Raw genomic sequence first — 23,790 nt, 5'->3', positions numbered from 1 at the left:
GGATTATTCGCTGTCGAGGTTAAGCGGCGAAGCTACCCGGCCGTTGCTTTCCGGTTCGCCCAGGCTGACGTCGACCATGTAGATGCGCTCGTCCGCCAAACCGCCTTTGCTCACCAGGTAATGCTTGATGGTCGCCGCGCGGGCCTGGGCCAGCTTGCGCAGTAACACTTCACTGTTACTCCAGTGGGCAATCAGGTCGGCGCGCAATTTGGCCGAGCGTTCGTCGTCACTCAACTGCGCCCATTCAGCCGGTGGCTGTTTTTTCAGGCGGGTTCGATAGATGCCTTCCAGCATCGGTGCCTGTTCATCTTCCGGTACTTCAAGCAGCCCGGCTTTGGCAGGCACTTTGTCGCCACGGCGTTGCAGCATTTTGTAGTAAATGTACTGGTACTCGCGGTGCAACCGCTGTTCCGCCAGCAACGGGCCGTCGGCTTTGGCGGCGCTCAGGCCTTCCACTTCCAGGCGCAGCAATGGCCGTTCTTTCAGCGCGGCAGACAGCGTGTTCAAGCCGCTTTCGGCGCTGCCATCAAGGCTGGCGCTGCCGGCGGCGAACTGCACGGTGCTGATGTCCACGTCCGAGCCGCCAGTAACCAAGCCGGCGATAAACTTGAACGGTGCCGATGCCGCGCGCAGCACCAGATTACGCAGGGTCTGCCACACAATCGGCATCACGCTGAATTGCGGATTGTTGAGATCGCCAGACACCGGCAATTCCAGCTGAATCTTTCCGCTGGTGTCTTTAAGCAGGGCCACTGCCAAGCGAATCGGCAGGTCTACCGCGTCCGGGCTGTCGACCTTCTCGCCCAGTTGCAGCTTCTCCACCACCAGCTTGTTTTCGGCGTTCAGCTGACCTTTTTCGATGCGGTAGTGCAGGTCCAGATTGATTCGCCCTTTGCGGATGCGATAGCCCGCGAACTTGCCGGAGTAGGGCGTCAGCGTGGTCAGTTCGACGTGTTTGAAGCTGGTGGTCAGGTCCAACGCGTCAAGTGGTTCGAACGGGTTCAGGCTACCGACGATACTCACCGGCGCGTAGCGATCGACCTTGCCCTTGATATCCACATTGGCCGGTTGCGAGGTGCGGTTGTCGAGGGTGCCGATCTGCCCGTTGAGCTGCTGAATGGCGGTGCCGAAGTTGGGCGTCAGGCTGAAGTCGGCGAAGTTGGCCGAGCCGTTGTCGATGGCAATGCCGCCGATGTGAATGCCCAGCGGTTTGCCGGCGGGCTCCTGCTTTTTGCTGGCCGCGGTGTTGGGCTCGTCCGGCTGTTTGATCACCAGATCGCTGACGTTGGTGCTGCGGTCTTCATTAATCATGAAGCGCGCGTAGGGCTGGGCCAGGCTGACTTTCTCGATGGAAAGCGCGTCGCCGTGTTTGTAGTTCAGGCCGTCCAGCGTGAGTTGTTTCCACTTCACGAAGTCGCGGCTTTTCAGGGTGTCGAGCGTGTGCAGCTGGTTCACCTGAGCACGGCCCGTGATGCTGAACGCCAGCGGCTCGGTGCTTTTCAGGTCGACGGCCAGATCACTGCCGAGCAAGCCGCTGCGCAGCTCGATGCGCACAAACGGATCGAGGTAAGCCTGGGCCACCCGCAGGTCGATGTCCTGGGTGGTGACCTTCAGTTGCGCGTTAACCGGGTTGAGATTGACCTGTCCGGCGGCCGTGATTTTGCCTTGCTTGCCTACGCCCGTGTCGAGCTTGAGGGTGAAAGGCGAACTGTTGAGGCTGTCGAATTTTTGCAGGTCGAGGTTCAGCGGACCGACGTCCAAGGCCACAGCGTCTTTCGGCACGCGGTCGGCCAGGTGGATGCGATAACCGCGCAGCTGCGTGTCTTGCAACAGCACCTGCCAGGGTTTGGCCGGCTCGCTGGAAGGCGGCACTTGCTTGGCGGCCACCACGTTCGGGTCGGTGGGCGGCGTCGGGGCTGGCGCTTCGGTGCCCTCCGGTTGCTCAACGGCGGCGGTAGGCGCGGGCTCGACTTTTTTGCTGACCGGTTTGCTGGCAAACAGCTTCTGCCAATCCAGTTCGCCGTCCTTTTCCCGCGTGGCCCAGGTTTCCAGGTTCTGGCTGCGGATCTTGCCGATGGTGACCAGTTGCTTGGCGAGGTCCACCGAGGTTTCGCTGACTTCCAAACGCTCGAGATTGACCAACGGACGATTGTCGGTGGCCTTGATGGCGAACGGTGCCACGGTGAGGGTGGCATTGGTGAGCAGCATCTTGGTGCCTTGGCTCAAATCCAACGTGTAATCGGTGCTCAGGCTCAGGGTGCCTTTCTCCAGCACCAACGGCACCGCGTCACGCACATAGGGCCAGAAGGCCTGCATATTGCCGTCGGTGATCTTCAGCTGACCGCTGGAGGTGATGGGCGACAGGCTGACCTTGCCGGACCAGTCGACTTGCCCGCCGTAGGGACCTTTGGCGACCAGGGTCATTTCGGCGTTGTCTTCGGGCAGCGTACTCAGGTGCTTGAGCTCAAGGTTCATCGAGTCGTACACGAATTGCACCGGCTCGCTGGGGCGCAAATCGGCGAATTGCAGCGCGCCTTCAATCAGTTGCAGGCGGTCCAGGCGCAGTGGGAATGGCTTGGCGTCCGGGTCTTTGACTTCCGGCTCGGGGCTGGCGGGAAGCTTGAATAGTTGGGTCAGATTTAGCGTGCCGTCTTTACTGAACTGCACGGCAGTTTGGGATTTTTCCAGTTCAACATCGGCCAGGTGCAGAGCGCCGGTCCACAGGCTGTCCAGTTGCAGATTGGCGTACAGGCGTTGAAAGCCGATTTGGTCGGCAGCCGGTTCGCCAATGTGCAGGCCCCAGGCGCTGACCTCCAGGCTGAACGGGTTTAGCTCCAGACGCTCCAGTTTCGCCGGCACCGTGGCCATGGCGGCCAGTTGCTGGTTGGCGATGCGCAGGGCAACGCCCGGCAAAATCAGAAAGCCCAGCAGGCTATATAAACCGACGGCAATCAGCAGAGCGCCAACGGCGCGTTTCAATCCTTTGGGCATGGCGACGCTTCAACTTTCCTGGCGAGAAGTGGCTTGGAGTATGGCACGGGCCTGAGGTTCGGCACGTGCGGCATGTTTCGTTTGTAGGATGGAAAAGCATCGCGGCTAAAGCCGCTCCCACGGTTCGCACACTCTGTAGGAGCGGCTTAAGCCGCGATGCTTTTAAAATTGCAAAATCAGCGTCTTCAACGGCGGCCTACCATCGCTCGAAGGGAAGTCCGCAGCCGGCGGCATCACCTGCCACTCGCGCACCGGCCGACCGGCTTTCTCGGCGCAACGCAGCACCTGCTCTCGCCAATCTTCCAGCGCCACCTTTGCCAGGTTGTTACAGCAAATCAGCACGCCGTCTTCGGCTGTGGTGAGAATCGCGGGCTTGAGCAGGCTTTGGTAATCGCGCAGCAAATCGACGGTGCCAAACGCGCTTTTCGCCCAGGCCGGCGGATCGAGTAGCACCAAGTCGTAGTGGCGCTGTTCGAGGCGCGGGTAGCTCGGCAGTTTCTGTCCACGGCGCTGGCTGATGGGCAAGCCGGCGAGTTGGCGGATGGCGGGAAAGTAATCGGACTGAATGAACTGCATCGGCGCCAGTGTGGGGTTGAGCTCGCCGTTTTCCTTGCCGACGGCCAGGTTGCCTTCGGCGAAATCCAGATTGCACACCTCGCTCGCCCCGCCTGCGGCCGCGCTGAGGCCAACGCCGCAGGTGTAGGCGAACAGGTTGAGCACGCTTTTGCCGGCGCTGTGGTCTTTCACCCAGCCACGGGCGTTGCGCAGGTCGAGAAACAGCAGTGGGTCTTGACCGGCGTGGCGGCCACGGACGCGGTAGTTCAGGCCCCATTCGTGACCCACGCAATCTTCCAGCGCAGTGGATTCGGCTAGGTACACGGCATCGCTGCGGTCGATACGCGAGTTGCTGCCGGAACGGTCGTTGTAGACCAACAGCAGGTCGAGGGTGAGTTCGCGGTTGATCAGCGCGTGGGCGGCCAGCAGGGTGTCGCGGTCCAGCGGGGTGTGGAAGCTCTGCACCAGCAGTTGCGGGCCGTAACGGTCGATGGTCAGGCCGGACGCGCCTTCCTGGCTGCCGTGGAACAGGCGGTAGCAGTCGGTGCCCTGAGTGTGCAGCTCGGCGAGCAGAGCATGGCGGTTGACGAGAGCGGCGCGCAGCGCCTGATCGAGAGAAGACATGCGCTGCGGCTCGGGAAATGAAGGGCGCGCAGTTTACCAAGAAAGTCATGGTCAGATATCTGCGCACCTGGATTCCCGCCTGCGCGGGAATGACGGGGGTCTGTGTCCGTAATCGGCTCCCCCGCGAAGGCGGGGGCCCAGGTGCGCAGATATCCGCCGTTGGCTTACTCGCGTTCCAGCGCCAACGCCACACCTTGCCCACCACCAATGCACAACGTGGCCAGCCCTTTCTTGGCGTCACGCTTGATCATTTCGTGCAGCAAGGTCACCAGTACGCGGCAGCCTGACGCTCCGATGGGGTGGCCGATAGCGATGGCGCCGCCGTTAACGTTGACCTTCGCTGCATCCCAGCCGAGTTCTTTGCCGACCGACAACGCCTGCGCGGCGAAGGCTTCGTTGGCTTCGATCAGGTCGAGTTGGTCGAGCGTCCAGCCGGCCTTTTCCAGGCAGCGTTTGGTCGCCGAAACCGGGGCGATACCCATGATGGCTGGGTCGACGCCGGCATTGGCGTAGGCGGCGATTTTTGCCAGTACGGGCAGGCCCAAAGCCTTGGCTTTGTCGGCGCTCATGAGGATCACGGCAGCGGCGCCGTCGTTGAGGCTGGAGGCGTTGCCGGCGGTGACGGTGCCGTCTTTTTTGAAAGCGGGTTTGAGTTTGCCCAGCGCTTCGGCGGTGGTGCCGGCGCGGGGTTGTTCGTCGGTGGCAAAAGCAACCGGGTCGCCTTTGCGCTGCGGAATCAAGATCGGCGTGATCTCGTCGCTGAAACGGCCACCTTCAATGGCGGCTACGGCTTTTTGTTGCGAGCCGGCGGCGAAGGCGTCTTGGGCTTCACGAGTAATCTCGTATTTCTCCACCAGATTCTCGGCGGTGATGCCCATGTGGTAGTCGTTGAAGGCATCCCACAGGCCGTCGGTGATCATGCTGTCTTTCACCTGCGCGTGACCCATGCGCAAACCGGTGCGGGCGCCCGGCATTACATACGGGGCCAGGCTCATGTTTTCCTGGCCGCCAGCGATGATCACGTCGGCATCGCCACAGCGAATGGCCTGGGCGCCGAGGTGCAGCGCTTTCAGGCCGGAGCCGCAGACTTTGTTGAGCGTCAGTGCCGGCACGGCGACGGGCAGGCCCGCCTTGATCGCGGCCTGGCGAGCAGGGTTTTGTCCGGCGCCTGCGGTGAGCACTTGGCCGAGGATTACTTCGTCCACTTCGGCGCCATCCAGGCCAGTCTTTTCCAGCAGCGCGCGGATTACGGCAGCGCCCAAATCAACGGCGGGAATGTTCGCCAGCGAGCCTTGGAAACTGCCGACGGCGGTGCGGGTGGCGGCTACGATTACGACGTCTTGCATGGCGCGAATCCTCATGTGAGCAGGGCGCGGCCAGGCCGCGGCGGGCGGTTATGGTGGCATAGGCGGCAATGGCGCGGCCACCGGCTTGGCTGACTGGTGGGTCAGCGCAGAGGTGGCAAACCCATGCGCCGCCGGGCGCGCATCAAGGCGCTGCCGCGCACGGCCCAACGCAGCAACGGCGCACCGCGTTTTACGCCGCTACGAATCAGCAGGCGTTGGCGCTCTGACAACTCCAGGCCAAGCATCTCGGCCGCCCAGCGCGGCAGCAGGTCAACCCCGGCGCGCATCATCAGCGCCCCGAACGGCTTGGCGATGTGGCTGGGCGCCGGCGCGTTGAATAGCACGCGCAGGATTTCCAGGCTGCGCTCATCGCAGCGTAATTGCGGACGAATCTGTTCCAGGTAATCGGCCACTTCCTGGCAACTGCGCGGCACGTTTGTGGCGCCCAGTCGCTCGGCGATCAAGGCAATTTCGGCGTAGTAACGGTCTTGCTCGCTCACGGATAAATCCGGGTTGAAGTAGCGCAAATGAGCGGCCAGGAAGCTGCTCACTTCCGCTACGTGCACCCAGGTCAACAGCGCCGGATCACTCGCCGCATAGGGGCGGCCATCGGCGGCGGTGCCGGTCACTTGCAGGTGAATGGTGCGCACTTTGTCGATCAGCCAGTTGGCGTCTCGGGTCGAGCCATAGGTGGTGCCGGAAATAAATTGCCCGGTGCGGCGCAGGCGGCCAAGCAAGTCTTCGCGAAAGTTGGAGTGATCCCACACGCCGGCCAGCGCCAAGGGATGCAGTGCTTGCAACAGCAAAGCGCTGATGCCGCCGACCATCATGCTGGTGAAGTCGCCGTGCACGCGCCAACACACGGCGTCCGGGCCGAATAGGCCGGGGTCGCCGGGCGGTTGTTCAAAGTCGATTTGGCCGAGCGCAAGGCCCGTCAGGCTGAAGATTTGTCGCTCGATGCGCTGGCGAATAAATTCCATGACTCACTTCATAAACAAACCCGGCACCGCGGTCGCGATGCCGGGGACAGCGGGCTAACGGTTGAGGCGGTTGTCGATAAGGCTATCGACTACCGACGGGTCGGCCAGCGTCGACGTGTCGCCCAGGCTGTCGAGTTCGTTGCAGGCGATCTTGCGCAGGATGCGGCGCATGATTTTGCCCGAACGGGTTTTCGGCAAGCCCGGTGCCCATTGCAGCAGTTCCGGTTTGGCGAAGCTGCCGATTTCCTTGCCGACCAGGGTAAGCAGTTCCTTCTGCAGCTCGTCGCTGACCTCGATGCCCTGCATCAGCGTCACAAACGCGTAAATGCCTTGGCCTTTGACGTCGTGGGGATAGCCGACCACCGCCGCTTCGGCCACCGCGTCGTGCAGCACCAAGGCGCTTTCTACTTCAGCGGTGCCGATGCGGTGGCCCGAGACGTTGATTACGTCGTCGATACGCCCGGTAATCCAGTAATCGCCGTCGGCGTCACGGCGCGCGCCGTCGCCAGCGAAGTAGTAACCAGGATAGGGCTTGAAGTAGGTGTCGATCATGCGCTGATGGTCGCCGTACACGCTGCGGATCTGGCTGGGCCAACTGGCTTTGATCACCAATACGCCTGAGCCGGGGCCGTCGATTTCCTTGCCGTGTTCATCCAGCAACGCCGGCTGCACGCCGAAGAACGGTTTGGTCGCCGCGCCCGGTTTCAACACGGTCGCACCCGGCAACGGCGTGAGCATGATGCCGCCGGTTTCGGTCTGCCACCAGGTATCGACGATGGGGCAGCGGCACTCGCCAACCACGTTGAAATACCATTCCCAGGCTTCCGGGTTGATCGGCTCGCCGACGCTGCCGAGCAGGCGCAAGCTGGCGCGCGAGGTCTTTTCCACCGGGCCGGTGCCTTCGCGCATCAAGGCGCGCAGGGCGGTGGGCGCGGTGTAGAAAATGTTCACCTCGTGCTTGTCGATGACCTGCCAGAAGCGCGAGCTGTCCGGGTAATTCGGCACGCCTTCGAACACCAGCGTGGTGGCGCCGTTGGCCAACGGGCCGTAGACGATGTAGCTGTGGCCCGTAACCCAGCCGACGTCGGCGGTGCACCAGTACACGTCACCGTCGTGGTAGTCGAACACGTACTTGTGGGTCATGGCCGCCATGAGCAAGTAGCCGCCGGTGGTGTGCAGTACGCCTTTGGGTTTGCCGGTGGAGCCGGAGGTGTAGAGGATGAACAGCGGGTCTTCGGCGTCCATCGGTTCTGGCGCGCATTCGCTGTCAGCGCCGCGCACGGCTTCGTGGTACCAGAGGTCGCGGCCGTCTTGCCATTGCACATCGCCTTCGGTGCGTTGCACCACGACGACGGTGGAAACGCCCGGGCAGCTTTCCAGGGCTTTATCCACGTTCTTCTTCAGCGGCACGTATTTACCGCCGCGCACGCCTTCGTCGGCGGTGATCACGGTGCGGCAATCGGCATCCAGAATGCGGTCGCGCAGGGCGTCGGGCGAGAAGCCGCCGAACACCACCGAATGCACCGCGCCGATGCGTGCGCAGGCGAGCATGGCGTAGGTGGCTTCCGGCACCATGGGCATGTAGATGCACACCCGGTCGCCTTTCTGCACGCCACGGCTTTTCAACACATTGGCCAGGCGGCAAACGTGGTGATGAAGTTTTTTGTAGGTGATATGCGCCGATTCGCTGGGGTTGTCGCCTTCCCAGATGATGGCCACCTGATCGCCGCGTTTTTCCAGGTGGCGGTCGATGCAGTTGTAGCTGACGTTGAGTTTGCCTTCCTTGAACCAACTGGCGTGGCCGGTGGCCATATCGCCGTGGTACACGCTGCGCCATGGTTGGAACCAGTCGAGAAAGGCTTTGGCCTGTTCGCCCCAGAACTGCTCGGGCTGCTCGATGGATTGCTGGTACAGGCGCTGGTAGCCCTCGTTGTCGAGCAGCGCGCGTTCACGCACGGCATCGGCAACCGGGTGGTCGGAGATCTTGAACATGGCGGAGTCCTTGTTTTTGTTGACCGCTAGTTTTGACCGCAGGATGTAGGAAAGCGTGAAGCTAAAGATAGACCGTAAGGGTGCACTGGCGACGATGAAAGGTACAACCCCTCGGAGTGAGGGATGGGAATCAGGAGCCGGATTTTCCAACAGATCACCGCCCACCCACCGTCATCCCCGCGAAGGCGGGGATCCAGGCTCGCGCAGAGAAATGCGTAAGTCGGAACATTCTGGATCCCCGCGTGCGCGGGGATGACGGGCGGTGGGTTGCTAATCGGTGTTCGCACCCACAAAAAAGCCGGCCTGTGTAAGCAGGCCGGCTTTGTGTTCTCGCTAACCCATCACCCACGGTGACGGCCGCGGAAGTAATCAATCAGACCTTGTGTCGAGGCATCCTCAGCCGGCTGTTCATTACCGCCGGTAAGACGCTGGTACACGCCCTTGCCCAATTCCTTGCCCAGCTCCACGCCCCACTGGTCGAAGGCGTTGATGCCCCAGACCACGCTCTGCACAAACACTTTGTGTTCGTACAACGCCACCAGGCCGCCAAGACGGCGAGGGCTGATGCGTTCCATGGCCAAGGTGTTGCTCGGGCGGTTGCCGGGGATGACTTTGTGCGGCGCCAGGCGCTGAACTTCATCTTCCGGCAGGCCTTTGCTGCGCAGTTCCGCTTCGGCTTCGTCGCGGGTTTTACCCAGCATCAACGCCTGGCTTTGCGACAGGCAGTTGGCGTACAGCCATTGGTGGTGGTCGGCAACCGGGTTGTAGCTGACCACTGGCACGATAAAGTCGGCCGGAATCAGCTGGGTGCCTTGGTGCAGTAACTGGTGGTAAGCGTGCTGACCGTTACAGCCGACGCCGCCCCAGATCACCGGCCCGGTATCGCAGGTCACGGCGCTGCCGTCCTGGCGCACGCTCTTGCCGTTGGATTCCATGTCCAACTGCTGCAAGTGCTTGGTAATGTTGCGCAGGTAATGGTCGTACGGAAGGATCGCGTGGCTTTGCGCGCTCCAGAAGTTGCCGTACCACACGCCGAGCAGGGCCAGCAGCACCGGCATGTTGCGTTCGAACGGCGCGGTCTGGAAATGCTGGTCCATGCTGTAGGCGCCGGAGAGCAGTTCCTTGAAGTTGGACATGCCGATGGCCAGCGCGATAGGCAAACCGATGGCCGACCACAGCGAGTAACGCCCACCGACCCAATCCCACATCGGGAAAATGTTTTCTTCGCGAATACCAAAGGCCACGGCGGCCTCACGGTTGCTGGAAACGGCGATGAAGTGTTTGTACAGATCGCCCTCCGAACCGCCTTGCGCCAGGTACCAGCTGCGTGCGGCCTGAGCGTTTTTCAGGGTTTCGAGGGTGTTGAACGATTTCGACGAGACGATGAACAGCGTGGTCTCGGCTTTCAGGCCATCGGACAGCTCGTGGAATTCACTGCCGTCGATGTTTGCCAGGTAATGGCAGCGCACGCCTTGCTGGGCGTAGGGCAGCAGCGCTTCGGACACCAGCTGCGGGCCGAGGAACGAGCCGCCGATGCCGATGTTCACCACGTCGGTAATCGGCTTTTCGGTGTAACCGCGCCACAGGCCGTTATGAATGCGGGTGACCAGCTCGGTCATCTGGTTCAGCACGCGGTGCACGTCGGGCATCACGTTGGCGCCGTTGACCATCAGGCGCTCGCCAACCGGGCGACGTAGGGCGGTGTGCAGGGCTGGTCGGCCTTCCGAGGCGTTTACCAAGGTGCCGTCGAACAACTGCTCAATCGCTTCTTTAAGTCCGACTTCTTCAGCCAGGGCGACGAGCAGGTCACGGGTTTCGGTGGTGATCAGGTTTTTCGAGTAATCAAGAAACAGACCGCAGCTGCTGAGCGAGAATTCAGCGAAGCGCTTGTCATCGGAGTTGAAGGCTTCGCGCATGCTGAAATTCTGCATGGCTTCGCGATGCTGGCGCAGTGCCTGCCAGGCCGGCAAGGTTGTAACGTCGTGAGGGTGTTCGTAGTACGCCATAGCCTGCAAATTCCTTTCTGACTAAATCGTGAGAAACCTATGACCATTAAAAAGCCCGGACGGCTCCGGGCTTTTTCTTAGCGGGCGTTACGGGGTTTAGCGGCTTTCATGCCAACCCCCGATCTGCGTCCGTAAACCGGGCTCCAGCGCGCAAAACAGGACGCATCATAGCCGTCTGCTTACGCAACTTGTACCGGTATAGCATCGCTGGTGTGACTGAGTTCATTGCCCGGCGCCATATACAGCATGCGCGGTTTGAAATTCACCAGCTCGGCCTCGCTGTAGTGGGCGTAGGCGCAAATAATGACGCGGTGGCCGACGTGGGCTTTGTGCGCGGCGGCGCCGTTGACCGAGATGATGCGCGAGCCTTCTTCGCCACGGATGGCGTAGGTGGTGAAGCGCTCGCCGTTGTCGACGTTGTAGATCTGAATTTGCTCGTACTCGCGAATGCCGGCCAGGTCGAGCCACTCGCCGTCAATGGCGCATGAGCCTTCGTAATCGAGTACCGCGTGGGTGACTTCGGCGCGGTGCAGTTTGGCCTTGAGCATGATGGCGTGCATGGCGTGCTTCCTTTAAAGAGCCTCGGCAGGCTAAACAACGGCGCCTTTTGTTGTTGGAAGGGCGCCGGGGGTTAATAAGCGGTACGGGATGGGTCAGGCGCTCTCGGGCAACTCGAACACGACGTTGTCGATCAGGCGCGTAGTGCCGACGAACACGGCGACCAGAATGGCCAAGTGGCGATCGTCTTTAGTGGCCGGGCGCAGGTTGTCGGAGCGGCGCACTTCCAGGTAATCCATACGGAAACCGGCGGCCTCCAGTTGCTTCTGGCCTTGCTCGATCAGCGGGGCGAAATCGCGGGCCCCGGCTTTGATGGCGGTAGCCATTTGTTGCAGGCACTGGTAGATGGCTGGAACGGCGGCGCGCTGGGTGTCGTCCAGATAACCATTGCGTGAAGACAGCGCCAGGCCGTCTTCGGCGCGCACGGTGGGCTCGCCGATAATCTGGATGGGCATGTTCAGGTCGCGCACCAGGGTGCGGATCACGGCCAGTTGCTGGTAGTCCTTCTGGCCAAAGATAGCGATGTCCGGCTGCACCATCTGGAACAGTTTGGTCACCACGGTCGACACGCCGTCGAAATGCCCAGGGCGGCTGCCGCCGCACAGGCCTTCGGAAACGCCAGACACGTGCACGATGGTTTGCGCGGCCATCCCGTCGGGATACATCTCTTCAACGCTTGGCGCGAACAGCAGTTGGCAACCGGCTTGAATCAGGCGCTCTTTGTCGGCGGCCAGGGTGCGCGGGTAGTTTTCCAGGTCTTCCTTGGGGCCGAACTGCAGCGGGTTGACGAAGATGCTGGCAACCACGAAGTCGACGCGCTGGGTGGCTTTCTCCACCAGCTTGGCGTGACCGTCGTGCAGATTGCCCATGGTCGGCACCAGGCCGACGTCTTTGCCCTCGGCACGCGCTTGAGCAACAGCGGCGCGTAATTCGCGGACGGTGGTAACCGTGTTCATGCAGAGAATCCGTGTTCAGCGGCAGGGAATGACGAATCTTTGACCGCCGCGACATAGGCGCGAATGGCGCCGTCGATGCTGGTCTGGTCTTGCATAAAGTTCTTCACGAACTTGGGCGTGCGGCCGGTGAGCGACAGACCAAGCATGTCGTGCAGCACCAGAACCTGGCCGTCGGTGGCGTTACCGGCACCGATGCCGATGACAGGAATTTTCACCGCTTCGGTGATTTCAGCGGCCAGCTCGCTCGGTACGCATTCCAGCAGCAGCATGGCGGCGCCGGCCTGTTCCAGAGCGATTGCGTCGCTGCGCAGTTGGCGCGCCTGGGCTTCGCTGCGACCCTGCACTTTATAACCACCGAGCACGTTGACCGACTGCGGCGTCAGGCCCATGTGCATGCACACCGGCACGCCATTCTCAGCCAGGCGGCGCACGGTTTCAGCGAGGAAGGCGCCGCCTTCGAGCTTGACCATATGGGCGCCGGCTTGCATCAGCGCGCCGCTGTTGGTCAGGGCTTGTTCGAGCGTGGCGTACGCCATGAAAGGCAGGTCGGTCACGATGAGCGCGCCACTGTTGCCGCGCTTTACGCAGGCGGTGTGGTAAGCCATATCCGCAACGCTGACCGGCAGGGTGCTGTCATGGCCTTGCACGACCATGCCGAGGGAATCACCCACCAACAACACCTCGACGCCGGCCTTCGCGGCAACGGAAGCGAAGGTGGCATCGTAGGCAGTGAGCATGACGATTTTTTCGCCTTTTTGATTCAGCTCTTGCAGGGTGCTCAGGGTAACGTCAGGCATCATATTGGTCCTCTTAGCGCCTCGCGCGCACCGGCGCGGGGCAACGGGACGCCTATAGTCGTGATGCGAAAGGGCGAAGTCAATTGCAGGTGTTACCGACTTGTTACTGGCGTTACCGCCAATGCGGGGCTTGTAGTTTTACTACCTGAACCCAGCAACGGCGGCGGTTACAGCGAGGCAGGCAGTTTTTCCAGGCCTTCGAAGGGACAGGCCAGCAGCAGGTCGCTGAGGCGGCGACCATCGGCCAGGGTCAGTTCGGGGGCCAGTTCGGCGAGCGGGTAGAGGACGAACGGCCGGGCGTGCATGTGGTAGTGCGGCACCTGCAAACGGGGTTCATCGAGCAGGCGTTGGCCGAAGGCGAGAATGTCCAGATCCAGCGTCCTCGGTCCCCAGCGTTCGGCTTTGCGTTCGCGGCCCTGGTCCAGTTCGATGGCTTGCAAGGCGTCGAGCAGTGACAGGGGCGCGAGGGCAGTATCTAGCGCTGCGACGGCATTGACGTAACGGGGCTGGTCGGCGGGGCCGAGGGGGTCGCTGCTATAGAAGGAAGAGCAATTCACCAACTGGGTATCGGGCAACTGCGCCAGCGCCGCCAGGGCGCCGCGCAATTGGTCCAGTGGTTCGGCCAGGTTGCTACCGAGGCCGATATACACCCGCTCCATCAGTCTTGCGCCGGGCTCGGGGCGGCGCCGCGTTTGCGACTGCTACCGCTGCGACGACGTTTGCGCGGTGCAGTGCTGGTGTCTTCACCGGTGGCGGCGAGGTCGCGAATCATCTGGCGGCGTTCACTGTCGGTGCAGTCTTGGTAGTCGGTCCACCAGTCGCCCAAGCCATTGGTTTTCTCACCGGCGCTTTCGCGCAGCAACAGGAAGTCGTAGCCGGCGCGGAAACGCGGGTTCTCCAGCAAGAGGTCGGCACGTTTGCCGCTGCGCCGAGGCAGGCGCTCCTGCATGTCCCAGATTTCGCGGATTGGAATGGTGAAACGCTTGGGCACGGCGATGCGTTGGCATTGCTCGGCGATCAATTCGTGAGCCGCTTCCTGCATCGCCGGAATCGGCGGCATGCCACGGTCTTGCAGCTTGATCACGCGGGCCGGCAGCGCAGGCCAGAGCAGGGCGGCGAACAGGAAGGCCGGGGTCACCGGCTTGCCGTCTTCAATGCGCTGATCAGTGTTGATCAAGGCCTGGCTGATCAGGTTGTACGTGTATTCCGGGCTCGCTTTGAGTGCGGCGGCGCTGGCCGGGAACAGCGGTTCGAACAGGTCGTACTCAAGCAGCAGCTCGAACACGTGCTCGGCGTAACCGGAGAGGAACAGTTTGAGCACTTCATCGAACAGGCGGGCCGAGGGAATGTCCCGCAGCATTTTTGCCAGGCGCGGAATCGGCTCGGCGCTGTGGCTTTCGATATCGAAGTCGAGCTTGGCGGCAAAGCGCACGGCACGCAGCATACGCACCGGGTCTTCGAGGTAACGCTTCTCCGGGTCGCCGATCAGGCGCACCTGGCGGTTACGGATGTCGTGCATGCCGCGGGCGTAATCGAGAATGCGCTCGCCGGTTACGTCGAAATACAGGGCGTTGATGGTGAAGTCGCGGCGCTGGGCGTCGTCTTCCAGGCTGCCGTACACGTTGTCGCGCAGAATGCGGCCGCTCTCGTGGCGTGAAGACTGATTGCTGTCTTCCTCTTCTTCGCTCACCGGGTGGTTGGCGCGGAAGGTGGCCACTTCGATGATTTCGCGGCCGAAGTGCACATGGACCAACTTGAAGCGGCGGCCGATGACCCGGGCGTTGCGGAACTCGGCACGCACTTGCTCGGGGGTGGCGCTGGTGGCGACGTCGAAGTCTTTTGGCTCGATATCCAGCAGCAGGTCGCGCACGCAACCGCCAACCAGGTAGGCCTGGTAACCGGCGTTCTGCAGGCGCTCAACGATGCTTACCGCATAGCGACTGATGTGCGCGCGGCGCAACGGATGCTGGTGACTGGTCACCACTTCGGGGGTGCTGCGCGGGTGCTGCTTGGCGCGGCGCAATGGGGAGCGTAAGGACTGGAACAGCTTTTTCAGCATGGGATGCACTGTTTGACGGGATGATCGGCCAGAAAAGGAAATGACCGCATGAAGGCTGCGGATTCTAGCATTGTGTCGGGGAATGGTGTAGGACGCCGCGAGGTTGGGCGTAAAGCGCGATATAGAAGGGGGGAAGCGAGAGGGTGGTAGCGAAAGCTACTGGGGGAGCCGAGGCTCCCCCCCAAGTAGGTGCGTGCTTTGTTTTTATTATTATGTCGGGCTTGTTGTTTTTGTTTGTTGACCCGTTCCGTCGGCCTAGTGGCTTCAGGAAAAACCTCCAATTTGGAGGTTAATAGCAAACGGATTGCTTTGGATGCTGATGTAGCCATGATCATTCGATCCAACCAGTTCGGGCTCTGCCTGAAAGCAGTCTTGTTATTCTCAGCCTGGTCGCGGGGCGAACCCCAAAAGCCATTCCTCTCCAAAAGAATCAGTTAGCTGCGCCTCCCGCGATTTTGTTTTTGTTGTGCTGGAGTCGTTACGTCTTATTTTTATTGTCTTGGGCGTTGCTTGTTATTGTTGTTGTACCAAACATATAGCAGATGCCGTGCCAGTTTTTGTGAATCCTTATAAAACAATGGCTTAGCTAAATTCACTGTGTCAGAACAGGCACAAAAAAGCCGGGTTTCCGTTACCGTTAAACCCGGCTTTGTTACGCGATGTTGAAGCGGTAACAAAGTGTGGCGACCCGGCGCGCACGTTTGTTGTTACCGCTCACCTGTCAACCTTCCAGTGCCGCGCCGGTTTTGCGCCGTGGAATGCCCAGGCGCTGACGGCGTTCCCACAGACATTTGCGGCTGATGCCCAGTTTGCGCGCCAGCTCGGTTTCGGTCATGTGGTCCTGGTGCTCAAGAACGAAGTGTTGGAAGTAGTCTTCCAGCGACAGGTCTTCGGTCGGCTCATGGGCGTTGGTGCTGTTGTGGGCAACGGGGGCGCCGAGGAAGTCGCCGTCTTCCAGGTCATCCAGCTCGATATCGATACCCAGCAGTTCGGCTGAAATATCCGAGCCTTCGCACAGAATCACAGCGCGCTCGATGGCGTTTTCCAATTCGCGCACGTTACCCGGCCAGGTGTAATGCCGAATCGCCTGCTCGGCGTCGGGGGCGAAGCGCAGGTCGCTGCGGCCCATCTTGCTCGACTGGCGCGCCAGGAACAGCGCAGCAATTTCGCTGACGTCGGCGCCGCGTTCACGCAGGGCGGGAAGCTTCAGGGCGATAACGTGCAGGCGGTAGAAAAGGTCTTCACGGAACTGGCCGGTTTTGGCCAGGGTTTTCAAGTCGCGGTGGGTGGCGGCGATCAAGCGCACATCGACCTTTTGCGATTGCACCGAACCCACGCGGCGAATCTCGCCTTCCTGCAGCACGCGCAGCAAGCGCGCCTGGGCTTCAAGTGGCAGCTCACCAATTTCGTCGAGAAACAGCGTACCGCCGTCCGCGGCTTCCACCAGACCCGCGCGCCCCGCGCTGGCGCCCGTGAACGCGCCTTTCTCGTGGCCGAACAGTTCGGACTCGATCAGGGTTTCAGGAATGGCCGCACAGTTCACCGAAATCATCGGCGCCTTGGCGCGTTTCGACAGGTTGTGCAGCGCACGCGCCACCAACTCTTTACCGGTGCCGGATTCGCCTTGAACCAGCACGGTGGAATCGGTGGGGGCGACTTTGCGGATTTTGCTGTACAGCTCTTGCATCGACGGGCTGGAGCCGATGATGCCGATTTCGCCGTTGGTGTTACCGGCTACGACTTTGTCACCGGCGCGGCTGCCATTGCTGGTGCTGGCGGCGAGTGCCGGTTTGTTGTCCTGGCGGTCGCGCAGAATGCGGGCCACGGCTTGAAGCATTTCGTCGTGGTCGAAGGGTTTGGCAATGTAGTCGACCGCGCCCATCTTCATGGAATCGACCGCTGAGCGCAGGCTGGCGTAGCTGGTCATGATCAGCACCGGAATGCCTTGGCCGAGCTTGATCAGCTCAGTGCCGGGCGCGCCGGGTAGACGCAAATCGCTGACGATCAGGTCAAAGCTGGGGATGCTGAAGCGTTCCTGGGCTTCCTGCACGGAGCCGGCTTCGCTGACTTCGTACTGGTTGCGCTCCAACAGGCGGCGCAGGGCGGAACGGATAATGGTCTCGTCTTCGACGATCAGAATATGTGGCATGAATTCAGCTCTCTCGACGATCTCTGGTCACTACGGACGTCGCTTCGACATGTCGCGGTAACGTTACCCGAATACGGGTTCCGCGTTGTAGCTCCGGGTCTGCCGGGCTGTCGATTGTAATTTGCCCATAATGCTCTTCAACGATGGAATAGACCAGAGCGAGGCCCAGGCCGGTTCCTTCACCGGGATCTTTGGTGGTAAAGAACGGTTCGAACAGGCGATCCATAATCGCCTTGGGAATGCCGGTGCCTTCATCTTCGACGATTAAATCGACGGTCTGTTCGCTGGCTTCGCTCTTCACGCGAATGGCGCCACGCGGTGGCGAAGCGTCGCGGGCGTTAGACAACAAGTTGATCAGCACCTGCGCCAAACGCTGTGGATCGCCCACGGCCCAGTGGTCCGGGTCGCATAAGTTGAAGAATTGCACCTCGATACTGCGTCGGTTCAGGGCCAGCAAACCGATGGCATCCTGCGCGACTTCGGCCAGGCATACCGGCTCTTCCGGCTGCTGACGGCCGCCCGCGTGGGCAAAGCTCATCAGCGATTGCACGATGCGCGAGACGCGCTTGGTTTGCTCGATGATCTGGCTGCTGATTTCCGCCAGCTCCGGGTCGGTCTCCCGTTCTTCGCGCAGGTTCTGCGCCAGGCAGGCGATGCCGGTAATCGGGTTGCCGATTTCATGGGCCACGCCAGCGGCCAGGCGGCCGATGCTCGCTAGGCGTTCGGAATGCACCAGTTTGTCTTCGAGCATCTGCGTTTCGGTGAGGTCTTCGACCAGTAACACCAGGCCCGTGTTACCCGGCGCCAAGGGCTCGTCGATGGCCGCTTTGTGCAGGTTCAGCCAGCGAATCTGACCGTCGAGGGCCAGGCGTTGTTTGTGCAAATGCTCGTCGGGCAGGTTGATAAAGCCTTCCAGCAGCGCCTTCCACGGCTCGCCAATGGTGGACAGCCGCGAGCCGACCACGCGGTGAGCGACGATGCCGGTGAGGTCTTCCATAGCCCGGTTCCACATCAGAATTTCCTGATCCTTGGCCAGCGAGCACACGCCCATCGGCAGCTCTTGCAAGGTCTGGCGGTGGTAACGGCGCAGGGCATCAAGCTCGGCGGCAAGGCCGGTCAGGCGCGAGTGGTAGTCTTCCAGGCGGTTTTCGATGAAGTGAATATCTTCGGTCACGTAGCTTTCGCTGCCGGACTTATAAGGAAGGAACGTCTCGACAATGTCCTGCGCCACGCTCGGGCCCATCAGGCCGGAGAGGTTGGCTTCAATGCGGTCGCGCAGGCGGCGCAAGGCGTAGGGGCGGTTTTCGTCGAACGGCAGATGCAAGTCGCGTAGCGCTTGTTCCACTTCCCGTTGCGCCGTCTTCGCGCCAAGCGGTTTGGCCAATTGCGTGGCGAATTCCTGCGGCGAGGTGGCCAGCAGCTCACGCCGCTGTGGGCGACGCACGTTATCCACAGCACAGGCTTCGGCGGCGCTTTCTTCTTCCGGGCTCGACTCGGTGAACAGCGACACCAGCGTGAATACCAGCACGTTGGCCGCCAGCGAGGCGATGGCCGCCAGGTGCCAACTGGTGTCGTCCAGCACGTAGACGAAGTTGAACAGCGGAATATAAATGCCCTGCACGTTACCAATCAGCGGTAACAGCATGCTCGCGGTCCACACCGAAATGCCCACCAGCAAACCGGCGATAAAGCCTTTGCGATTGGCCGTTGGCCAGTACAGCACCGAGAGCACGCCAGGCAGAAATTGCAGGGTGGCCACAAACGCGACGATGCCGAGGTTGGCCAGGTCTTGCTCGGCGCCCAGTAATAGATAGAAGCCATAACCGGCGGCAATGATGGCGATGATCAGCGCGCGGCGCGTCCACTTCAGCCAGCGGTAAATGTTGCCTTGCGCCGGCGGCTGATACAGCGGTAACACCAGATGATTCAGCGCCATGCCCGACAGCGCCAACGTGGTGACGATGATCAAACCGCTGGACGCCGACAAACCGCCGACATACGCCAGCAGCGCCAGCGTGTCGTTGTTCACCGAAATGCCGATGCCGAGGGTGAAATATTCCGGGTTGGTGGTCGCGCCCAGTTTCAGTCCGGCCCAGAGAATCAGCGGCACGGTCAAACTCAGCAGCAGCAGAAACAACGGCAGACCCCAGCTGGCGCTGACCATCGCGCGCGGGTTGAGGTTTTCCGTGAAGGTCATGTGATACATGTGCGGCATCACAATGGCGGAGGCGAAAAAGATCAGCAGCAGCGTGCGCCACGGGCCTTCTTGCAGCGGCGTGTGCAGCGCGGCGAGCGTCGCCTGGTTTTGCAGCAGCCATAGTTCCAGTTCGTGCGGGCCGCCGAACACGCCGTACAAGGCATACAGCGCGATGCCGCCCAGGGCGACCATTTTCACGATCGACTCAAACGCGATGGCAAACACTAGGCCTTCGTTCTTGCCACGCGTGGCGATGTGGCGGGCGCCGAACAAAATGGTGAACAGGGTGATCAGCGCGCAGTAACTCAGCGCCACCCGCTCGTGTACCGGTTCGCGGGTGAGAATGCCGATGGAGTCGGCCACCGCCTGAAATTGCAGGGCCAACAGCGGTAACACGCCGATCAGCATAAACAGCGTGGTCAGCGCACCGGCCCAGGTACTGCGAAAGCGAAAGGCGAACAGGTCTGCCAGCGACGACAGCTGATACGTGCGGGTGATGCGCAGAATCGGATACAGCAACACCGGCGCCAGCAAGAACGCGCCTGACACGCCTAAGTAGCTGGCAAGAAAACCGAAACCGTATTGATAAGCCAGCCCGACCGTGCCGTAGAACGCCCAGGCGCTGGCATAGACGCCGAGCGACAAGGTGTACGTCAGCGGGTGCGAGACGATCCAGCGCGGGATGATGCCGCGTTCGCTGATCCAGGCAACGCCGAACAGAACAAGGAGGTAGGCAGCGCTGATCAGAATCAGCTGACTCAGGCTAAAGCTCGTCAGCATCACGTCCGCTCTGCAAGATAAAGGTCACCACGATAAGGATCAGCCACAGCAAGTACGGGCGATACCAGGCGCCGCTCGGGTCGATCCACCAGTCCATGATGGCGGGGGAGAAAAGGTAAATCCCCACCACCAGAAGTAAGACCAATCGGTAGATGTACATGCCGTTTCTCGTGGTTGGCGAGCGGCGATGGTAACGGATGGAAGGTCGGGGCTGGAAGGTGCGTTTCCAGGTTGCCCTCTCCCCTAGCCCCTCTCCCGTAAACGGGCGAGGGGAACATTGCGCGGTTTGCTGGTCTCCCCTCGCCCGCTTGCGGGAGAGGGGCGGGGGAGAGGGTTGCGTTAGCGCAGCTGCGATTCCGCCAAGGTCAGCGTGCGCGGAATGCGCGCCACGTCCCAATTGCGAATGCCCCAGGCCAGCAATTCTGCCGGCGTGGCATCGTCCAATTCCGCCACTACCGCTTGCCCCAGCGCACGCAAGGCCCGCAGCAGCAAGCGCGCCGCTTCGTGGGTTTCCAGTGGCGGCGAGCGGTAGGATTTTCCCAATTTATGGCCATCGGGCTGAATGATCAGCGGCACATGCAGATAACGCGGCTGCGACAGCCCGAGCAATTCTTGCAGGTACAGCTGGCGCGGGGTGGAGTCCAGCAGGTCGGCGCCGCGAACGATATCGGTCACCCCTTGCCAGGCGTCGTCCAGCACAACCGCCAACTGGTAGGCATATAAGCCATCGCGCCGACGAATCACAAAGTCGCCGACGTCGCGGCCCAAATGCTGGCGGTACTCGCCTTGCACACGGTCGACAAAGTGGTACTCAAGTTCCGGCACGCGTAGGCGAATGGCGGCGCCTTCCTGCTCATGCCCGGCATTGCGGCAGAAGCCTGGATAAACGCCCTGGTAATCTTCCAGTTGCTTGCGCGAACAGGTGCAGGCGTAGGCCAGACCCTGGCTGAACAGGCGCTGCACCACGCTTTCGTACACCGCGTGGCGTTCGCTCTGGCGCACCAGTTCGCCGTCCCATTCAAAGCCGTAGCTTTCCAGGGTTTTCAAGATGGCCGATTGGGCGCCGGGTACTTCGCGGGGTGGGTCGATGTCTTCCATGCGCAGCAGCCAGGTGCCGCCGCAGGCTTTGGCGTCGAGGTAGGAGGCAAGCGCTGCCACCAGCGAACCGAAGTGCAGGTAACCGCTGGGCGTGGGGGCGAAGCGCCCGATATAGGCTGGAGTGGTCTTGGACATGACAGAAATGAAGCGGGGCGCCTAAGCGCCCCGTTCTCAGATCAGGAACCGATCTGCTTTTCTTTGATTTCCGCCAGGGTTTTGCAATCGATGCAAAGGGTGGCGGTTGGGCGGGCTTCAAGACGGCGGATGCCGATCTCTACGCCGCAGGAATCGCACCAGCCATATTCGTTGTCTTCGATGAGTTGAAGAGTCTGGTCGATTTTCTTGATCAGCTTGCGTTCGCGATCACGGGCACGCAGTTCCAGGCTGAATTCTTCTTCCTGGCTGGCACGGTCGGCCGGATCAGGGAAGTTGGCCGCTTCGTCCTGCATGTGATGCACAGTCCGATCGACTTCCTGCATCAGCTCAAGCTTCCACTTGCCCAGAATATTGGTGAAGTGCGCACGCATTGGCTCACTCATGTACTCCTCACCCTTGGTTTCTTTGTACGGTTCGAAACCACGGTTGAGCGGGTCGTTCTTTGCTTTTGCTTTGGTGGGCATGGATGACCGCCTCTTGAAAACTCTCTAATCCACTGCGCAGGATTACTGTCCATTGCCGTCATTTATTGCCGGCCCTGCGGCTGCAAGCGGGCGAACTTACCAGATCGCCTTCGCCTATGCCACTCCCGGTTGTCATCGTGCTGCTGTTTAGCCAACTGGTTGGGTAGAATCGCCGCCTGAACTTATATAAGGAAGGCCGATGACTTCGCCCTACAGTGCTCGCAGCCGCGCGATTGAGCCGTTTCACGTGATGGCGCTGCTGGCGCGGGCCAATCAGTTGCAGGCCGACGGCCATGATGTCATCCACCTGGAAATCGGCGAGCCGGACTTCACCACCGCCGCGCCCATCGTCGCTGCGGGCCAGGCCGCCTTGGCCGACGGCCATACGCGCTACACGGCCGCCCGTGGCTTGCCGGCCCTGCGCGAGGCCATTTCCAATTTCTACGCGCAACGTTACCGATTGAGCATAGACCCCGAACGCATCCTGATTACGCCCGGCGGTTCGGGTGCGTTGCTGCTGGCCAGCGCCTTGCTGGTCGACCCCGGCAAACACTGGCTGCTCGCCGACCCCGGCTACCCGTGCAACCGCCATTTCCTGCGCTTGGTGGAAGGCGCTGCGCAGCTGGTGCCGGTTGGCCCGGATGTGCGCTATCAACTGACGCCAGAACTGGTCGACCGCCACTGGGACCGCGACAGCGTCGGCGCCCTGGTGGCATCGCCGGCCAACCCGACCGGCACCTTGTTGTCGCGTGAAGAGTTGGGCGGTTTGTCCAAAGCCATCAAGGGCCACGGCGGCCACTTGGTGGTGGACGAGATCTACCACGGCCTGACTTACGGCGTGGACGCCGCCAGCGTGCTGGAAGTCGACAACGACGCCTTCGTGCTCAACAGCTTCTCGAAATACTTCGGCATGACCGGCTGGCGCCTGGGCTGGTTGGTGGCGCCGCCGCAAGCGGTGGGCGAACTGGAGAAACTGGCGCAGAACCTCTACATCAGCGCGCCGAGCATGGCCCAGCATGCGGCGCTGGCCTGCTTCGAACCCGCCACGCTGGAAATTCTCGAACAGCGCCGTGGCGAATTTGCGCGCCGTCGCGACTTTCTATTGCCGGCCTTGCGTGAACTGGGCTTCGGCATTGCCGTGGAACCGGAAGGCGCCTTCTATTTATATGCAGACATCAGCGCGTTTGGCGGCGACGCCTTTGCCTTCTGTCAGCACTTCCTGGAAACCGAGCACGTGGCGTTTACGCCGGGCCTGGACTTCGGCCGTTACCAGGCCGGGCATCACGTGCGCTTTGCCTACACGCAAAGCCTGCCGCGCCTGCAGGAAGCGGTCGAGCGCATCGCTCGTGGCCTGAAAACCTGGCGGCCTTGATGCTGTTTTCACCGCTATTAGAAGAAGGCCGCTTGATCCGCCGCTACAAACGCTTCCTCGCCGACATCGAAACCGCCAACGGCGAGCTGCTGACCATTCACTGCCCCAACACCGGCTCCATGTTCAACTGCATGGTCGAGGGCGGCGCCGTGTGGTTCAGCCGTTCCAGCGACCCCAAACGCAAGTTGCCCGGCACTTGGGAACTGGCCCAAACCCCGCAAGGCCGCTGGGCCTGCGTAAACACGGCGCGGGCCAATCCGTTGGTGGAAGAAGCGCTGCGCGAGGGCGTGATCAGCGAGCTGGCCGGCTTCACCACGCTCAAGCGCGAAGTGCCGTATGGGGAAGAAAACAGCCGCATCGATTTCCGCCTCGAATACCCAAGCGGCGTGGCGTATGTGGAAGTGAAAAGCGTGACCCTGGGTTTCGACGGCACCCGCGTCGCTGCATTCCCCGACGCCAAAACCCAGCGCGGCGCCAAGCACCTGCGCGAGCTGTCTAGCCTGGCGCGCCAGGGCATTCGGGCGGTGCAGTTGTACTGCGTGAACCTGTCGGATATCGACGCGGTGCGCCCGGCCGGTGAAATCGACGCCGCCTACGCCGAGGCGCTGAAAGAAGCCAAGGCCGCCGGCGTCGAAGTGCTCGCCTATGGCGCCGTGCTGACGCCGACCGAGATCAGGCTGACGCGCCGCCTCGACGTGCAGCTCTAACCG

The 23,790-nt window shown here is 61.5% G+C and carries 18 protein-coding genes; 2 read left to right on the top strand and 16 right to left on the bottom strand.

The window, feature by feature from the left end; all coding sequences use genetic code 11:
* Window positions 1-3 precede the first annotated feature (3 nt).
* The 16 genes from AC0IW7_RS04510 to dksA form a co-directional block, all read right to left on the bottom strand.
* The gene (locus AC0IW7_RS04510) at window positions 4-2,991 is read right to left on the bottom strand and encodes a DUF748 domain-containing protein (protein WP_471816023.1); all 2,988 of its coding nucleotides are present in this window, start codon (window positions 2,989-2,991) and stop codon (window positions 4-6) included.
* A gap of 162 nt (window positions 2,992-3,153) precedes the next feature.
* The gene (locus tag AC0IW7_RS04505; protein ID WP_471816021.1) at window positions 3,154-4,170 is read right to left on the bottom strand and encodes a class I SAM-dependent rRNA methyltransferase; all 1,017 of its coding nucleotides are present in this window, start codon (window positions 4,168-4,170) and stop codon (window positions 3,154-3,156) included.
* Between the two features lie 164 nt (window positions 4,171-4,334).
* Entirely contained in the window at window positions 4,335-5,516 is a 1,182-nt protein-coding gene (locus tag AC0IW7_RS04500; protein WP_463551384.1) for an acetyl-CoA C-acetyltransferase, read from the bottom strand.
* Window positions 5,517-5,617: 101 nt separating this feature from the next.
* Window positions 5,618-6,496, bottom strand: a complete 879-nt coding sequence (locus AC0IW7_RS04495; RefSeq protein WP_471816019.1) for an oxygenase MpaB family protein — start codon at window positions 6,494-6,496, stop codon at window positions 5,618-5,620.
* A gap of 54 nt (window positions 6,497-6,550) precedes the next feature.
* Window positions 6,551-8,488, bottom strand: coding sequence for an acetate--CoA ligase (gene acs / locus AC0IW7_RS04490; protein WP_471816017.1), 1,938 nt, complete (start codon window positions 8,486-8,488; stop codon window positions 6,551-6,553).
* A 341-nt stretch (window positions 8,489-8,829) separates the two neighbouring features.
* The gene (gene pgi, locus AC0IW7_RS04485) at window positions 8,830-10,494 is read right to left on the bottom strand and encodes a glucose-6-phosphate isomerase (RefSeq protein WP_471816015.1); all 1,665 of its coding nucleotides are present in this window, start codon (window positions 10,492-10,494) and stop codon (window positions 8,830-8,832) included.
* 179 nt (window positions 10,495-10,673) lie between these two features.
* Window positions 10,674-11,054, bottom strand: coding sequence for an aspartate 1-decarboxylase (gene panD, locus AC0IW7_RS04480; protein ID WP_122454067.1), 381 nt, complete (start codon window positions 11,052-11,054; stop codon window positions 10,674-10,676).
* 93 nt (window positions 11,055-11,147) lie between these two features.
* Window positions 11,148-12,008, bottom strand: a complete 861-nt coding sequence (gene panC, locus AC0IW7_RS04475) for a pantoate--beta-alanine ligase (protein ID WP_471816014.1) — start codon at window positions 12,006-12,008, stop codon at window positions 11,148-11,150.
* Entirely contained in the window at window positions 12,005-12,805 is an 801-nt protein-coding gene (gene panB / locus AC0IW7_RS04470; protein WP_471816012.1) for a 3-methyl-2-oxobutanoate hydroxymethyltransferase, read from the bottom strand. The genes panC and panB overlap by 4 nt, the downstream gene beginning before the upstream one ends.
* Window positions 12,806-12,972: 167 nt before the next feature.
* Window positions 12,973-13,464, bottom strand: coding sequence for a 2-amino-4-hydroxy-6-hydroxymethyldihydropteridine diphosphokinase (gene folK / locus AC0IW7_RS04465; RefSeq protein ID WP_471816010.1), 492 nt, complete (start codon window positions 13,462-13,464; stop codon window positions 12,973-12,975).
* The gene (locus AC0IW7_RS04460; protein ID WP_122454070.1) at window positions 13,464-14,864 is read right to left on the bottom strand and encodes a polynucleotide adenylyltransferase PcnB; all 1,401 of its coding nucleotides are present in this window, start codon (window positions 14,862-14,864) and stop codon (window positions 13,464-13,466) included. The genes folK and AC0IW7_RS04460 overlap by 1 nt, the downstream gene beginning before the upstream one ends.
* A gap of 721 nt (window positions 14,865-15,585) precedes the next feature.
* Window positions 15,586-17,013 carry a sigma-54-dependent transcriptional regulator gene (locus tag AC0IW7_RS04455; protein ID WP_463381689.1) on the bottom strand — a complete coding sequence of 476 codons (1,428 nt, stop codon included), beginning with the start codon at window positions 17,011-17,013 and terminating at the stop codon, window positions 15,586-15,588.
* Between the two features lie 4 nt (window positions 17,014-17,017).
* The gene (locus tag AC0IW7_RS04450) at window positions 17,018-19,990 is read right to left on the bottom strand and encodes a sensor histidine kinase (RefSeq protein ID WP_471816007.1); all 2,973 of its coding nucleotides are present in this window, start codon (window positions 19,988-19,990) and stop codon (window positions 17,018-17,020) included.
* On the bottom strand, window positions 19,974-20,150 hold the full coding sequence (locus AC0IW7_RS04445; protein WP_122454073.1) for a hypothetical protein: 177 nt from the start codon (window positions 20,148-20,150) through the stop codon (window positions 19,974-19,976). Before AC0IW7_RS04445 ends, AC0IW7_RS04450 begins: the two co-directional genes overlap by 17 nt.
* 179 nt (window positions 20,151-20,329) lie before the next feature.
* Entirely contained in the window at window positions 20,330-21,223 is an 894-nt protein-coding gene (gene gluQRS / locus AC0IW7_RS04440; protein ID WP_471816005.1) for a tRNA glutamyl-Q(34) synthetase GluQRS, read from the bottom strand.
* Between the two features lie 41 nt (window positions 21,224-21,264).
* The gene (gene dksA, locus AC0IW7_RS04435; RefSeq protein ID WP_122454075.1) at window positions 21,265-21,708 is read right to left on the bottom strand and encodes an RNA polymerase-binding protein DksA; all 444 of its coding nucleotides are present in this window, start codon (window positions 21,706-21,708) and stop codon (window positions 21,265-21,267) included.
* A 199-nt stretch (window positions 21,709-21,907) separates the two neighbouring features.
* Between dksA and AC0IW7_RS04430 the strand changes: the two genes are divergently transcribed.
* Window positions 21,908-23,080: a pyridoxal phosphate-dependent aminotransferase gene (locus AC0IW7_RS04430; RefSeq protein WP_122493041.1), complete on the top strand. Its 1,173-nt coding sequence runs from the start codon at window positions 21,908-21,910 to the stop codon at window positions 23,078-23,080.
* Window positions 23,080-23,787 (top strand): DNA/RNA nuclease SfsA, encoded by a 708-nt coding sequence (sfsA, locus tag AC0IW7_RS04425; protein ID WP_471816003.1) that lies wholly within the window; start codon window positions 23,080-23,082, stop codon window positions 23,785-23,787. The genes AC0IW7_RS04430 and sfsA overlap by 1 nt, the downstream gene beginning before the upstream one ends.
* Window positions 23,788-23,790: the final 3 nt, after the last annotated feature.

Source organism: Pseudomonas sp. AC229 (assembly GCF_979254655.1).
The sequence above is the reverse complement of the archived record's forward strand: the minus strand, read 5'-3'. Positions and strand labels throughout refer to the sequence as shown.

Bases quoted from the DNA above. Each gene is read 5' to 3' on its own strand.
- sfsA (WP_471816003.1), top strand. From the start codon at position 23,080: ATGCTGTTTTCACCGCTATTAGAAGAAGGCCGCTTGATCCGCCGCTAC.
- AC0IW7_RS04450 (WP_471816007.1), bottom strand. From the start codon at position 19,990: ATGCTGACGAGCTTTAGCCTGAGTCAGCTGATTCTGATCAGCGCTGCC.
- AC0IW7_RS04500 (WP_463551384.1), bottom strand. From the start codon at position 5,516: ATGCAAGACGTCGTAATCGTAGCCGCCACCCGCACCGCCGTCGGCAGT.
- AC0IW7_RS04455 (WP_463381689.1), bottom strand. From the start codon at position 17,013: ATGCCACATATTCTGATCGTCGAAGACGAGACCATTATCCGTTCCGCC.
- AC0IW7_RS04460 (WP_122454070.1), bottom strand. From the start codon at position 14,864: ATGCTGAAAAAGCTGTTCCAGTCCTTACGCTCCCCATTGCGCCGCGCC.
- pgi (WP_471816015.1), bottom strand. From the start codon at position 10,494: ATGGCGTACTACGAACACCCTCACGACGTTACAACCTTGCCGGCCTGG.
- AC0IW7_RS04505 (WP_471816021.1), bottom strand. From the start codon at position 4,170: ATGTCTTCTCTCGATCAGGCGCTGCGCGCCGCTCTCGTCAACCGCCAT.
- acs (WP_471816017.1), bottom strand. From the start codon at position 8,488: ATGTTCAAGATCTCCGACCACCCGGTTGCCGATGCCGTGCGTGAACGC.
- AC0IW7_RS04430 (WP_122493041.1), top strand. From the start codon at position 21,908: ATGACTTCGCCCTACAGTGCTCGCAGCCGCGCGATTGAGCCGTTTCAC.
- AC0IW7_RS04495 (WP_471816019.1), bottom strand. From the start codon at position 6,496: ATGGAATTTATTCGCCAGCGCATCGAGCGACAAATCTTCAGCCTGACG.
- AC0IW7_RS04445 (WP_122454073.1), bottom strand. From the start codon at position 20,150: ATGTACATCTACCGATTGGTCTTACTTCTGGTGGTGGGGATTTACCTT.
- AC0IW7_RS04510 (WP_471816023.1), bottom strand. From the start codon at position 2,991: ATGCCCAAAGGATTGAAACGCGCCGTTGGCGCTCTGCTGATTGCCGTC.
- panD (WP_122454067.1), bottom strand. From the start codon at position 11,054: ATGCACGCCATCATGCTCAAGGCCAAACTGCACCGCGCCGAAGTCACC.
- dksA (WP_122454075.1), bottom strand. From the start codon at position 21,708: ATGCCCACCAAAGCAAAAGCAAAGAACGACCCGCTCAACCGTGGTTTC.
- panB (WP_471816012.1), bottom strand. From the start codon at position 12,805: ATGCCTGACGTTACCCTGAGCACCCTGCAAGAGCTGAATCAAAAAGGC.
- panC (WP_471816014.1), bottom strand. From the start codon at position 12,008: ATGAACACGGTTACCACCGTCCGCGAATTACGCGCCGCTGTTGCTCAA.
- gluQRS (WP_471816005.1), bottom strand. From the start codon at position 21,223: ATGTCCAAGACCACTCCAGCCTATATCGGGCGCTTCGCCCCCACGCCC.
- folK (WP_471816010.1), bottom strand. From the start codon at position 13,464: ATGGAGCGGGTGTATATCGGCCTCGGTAGCAACCTGGCCGAACCACTG.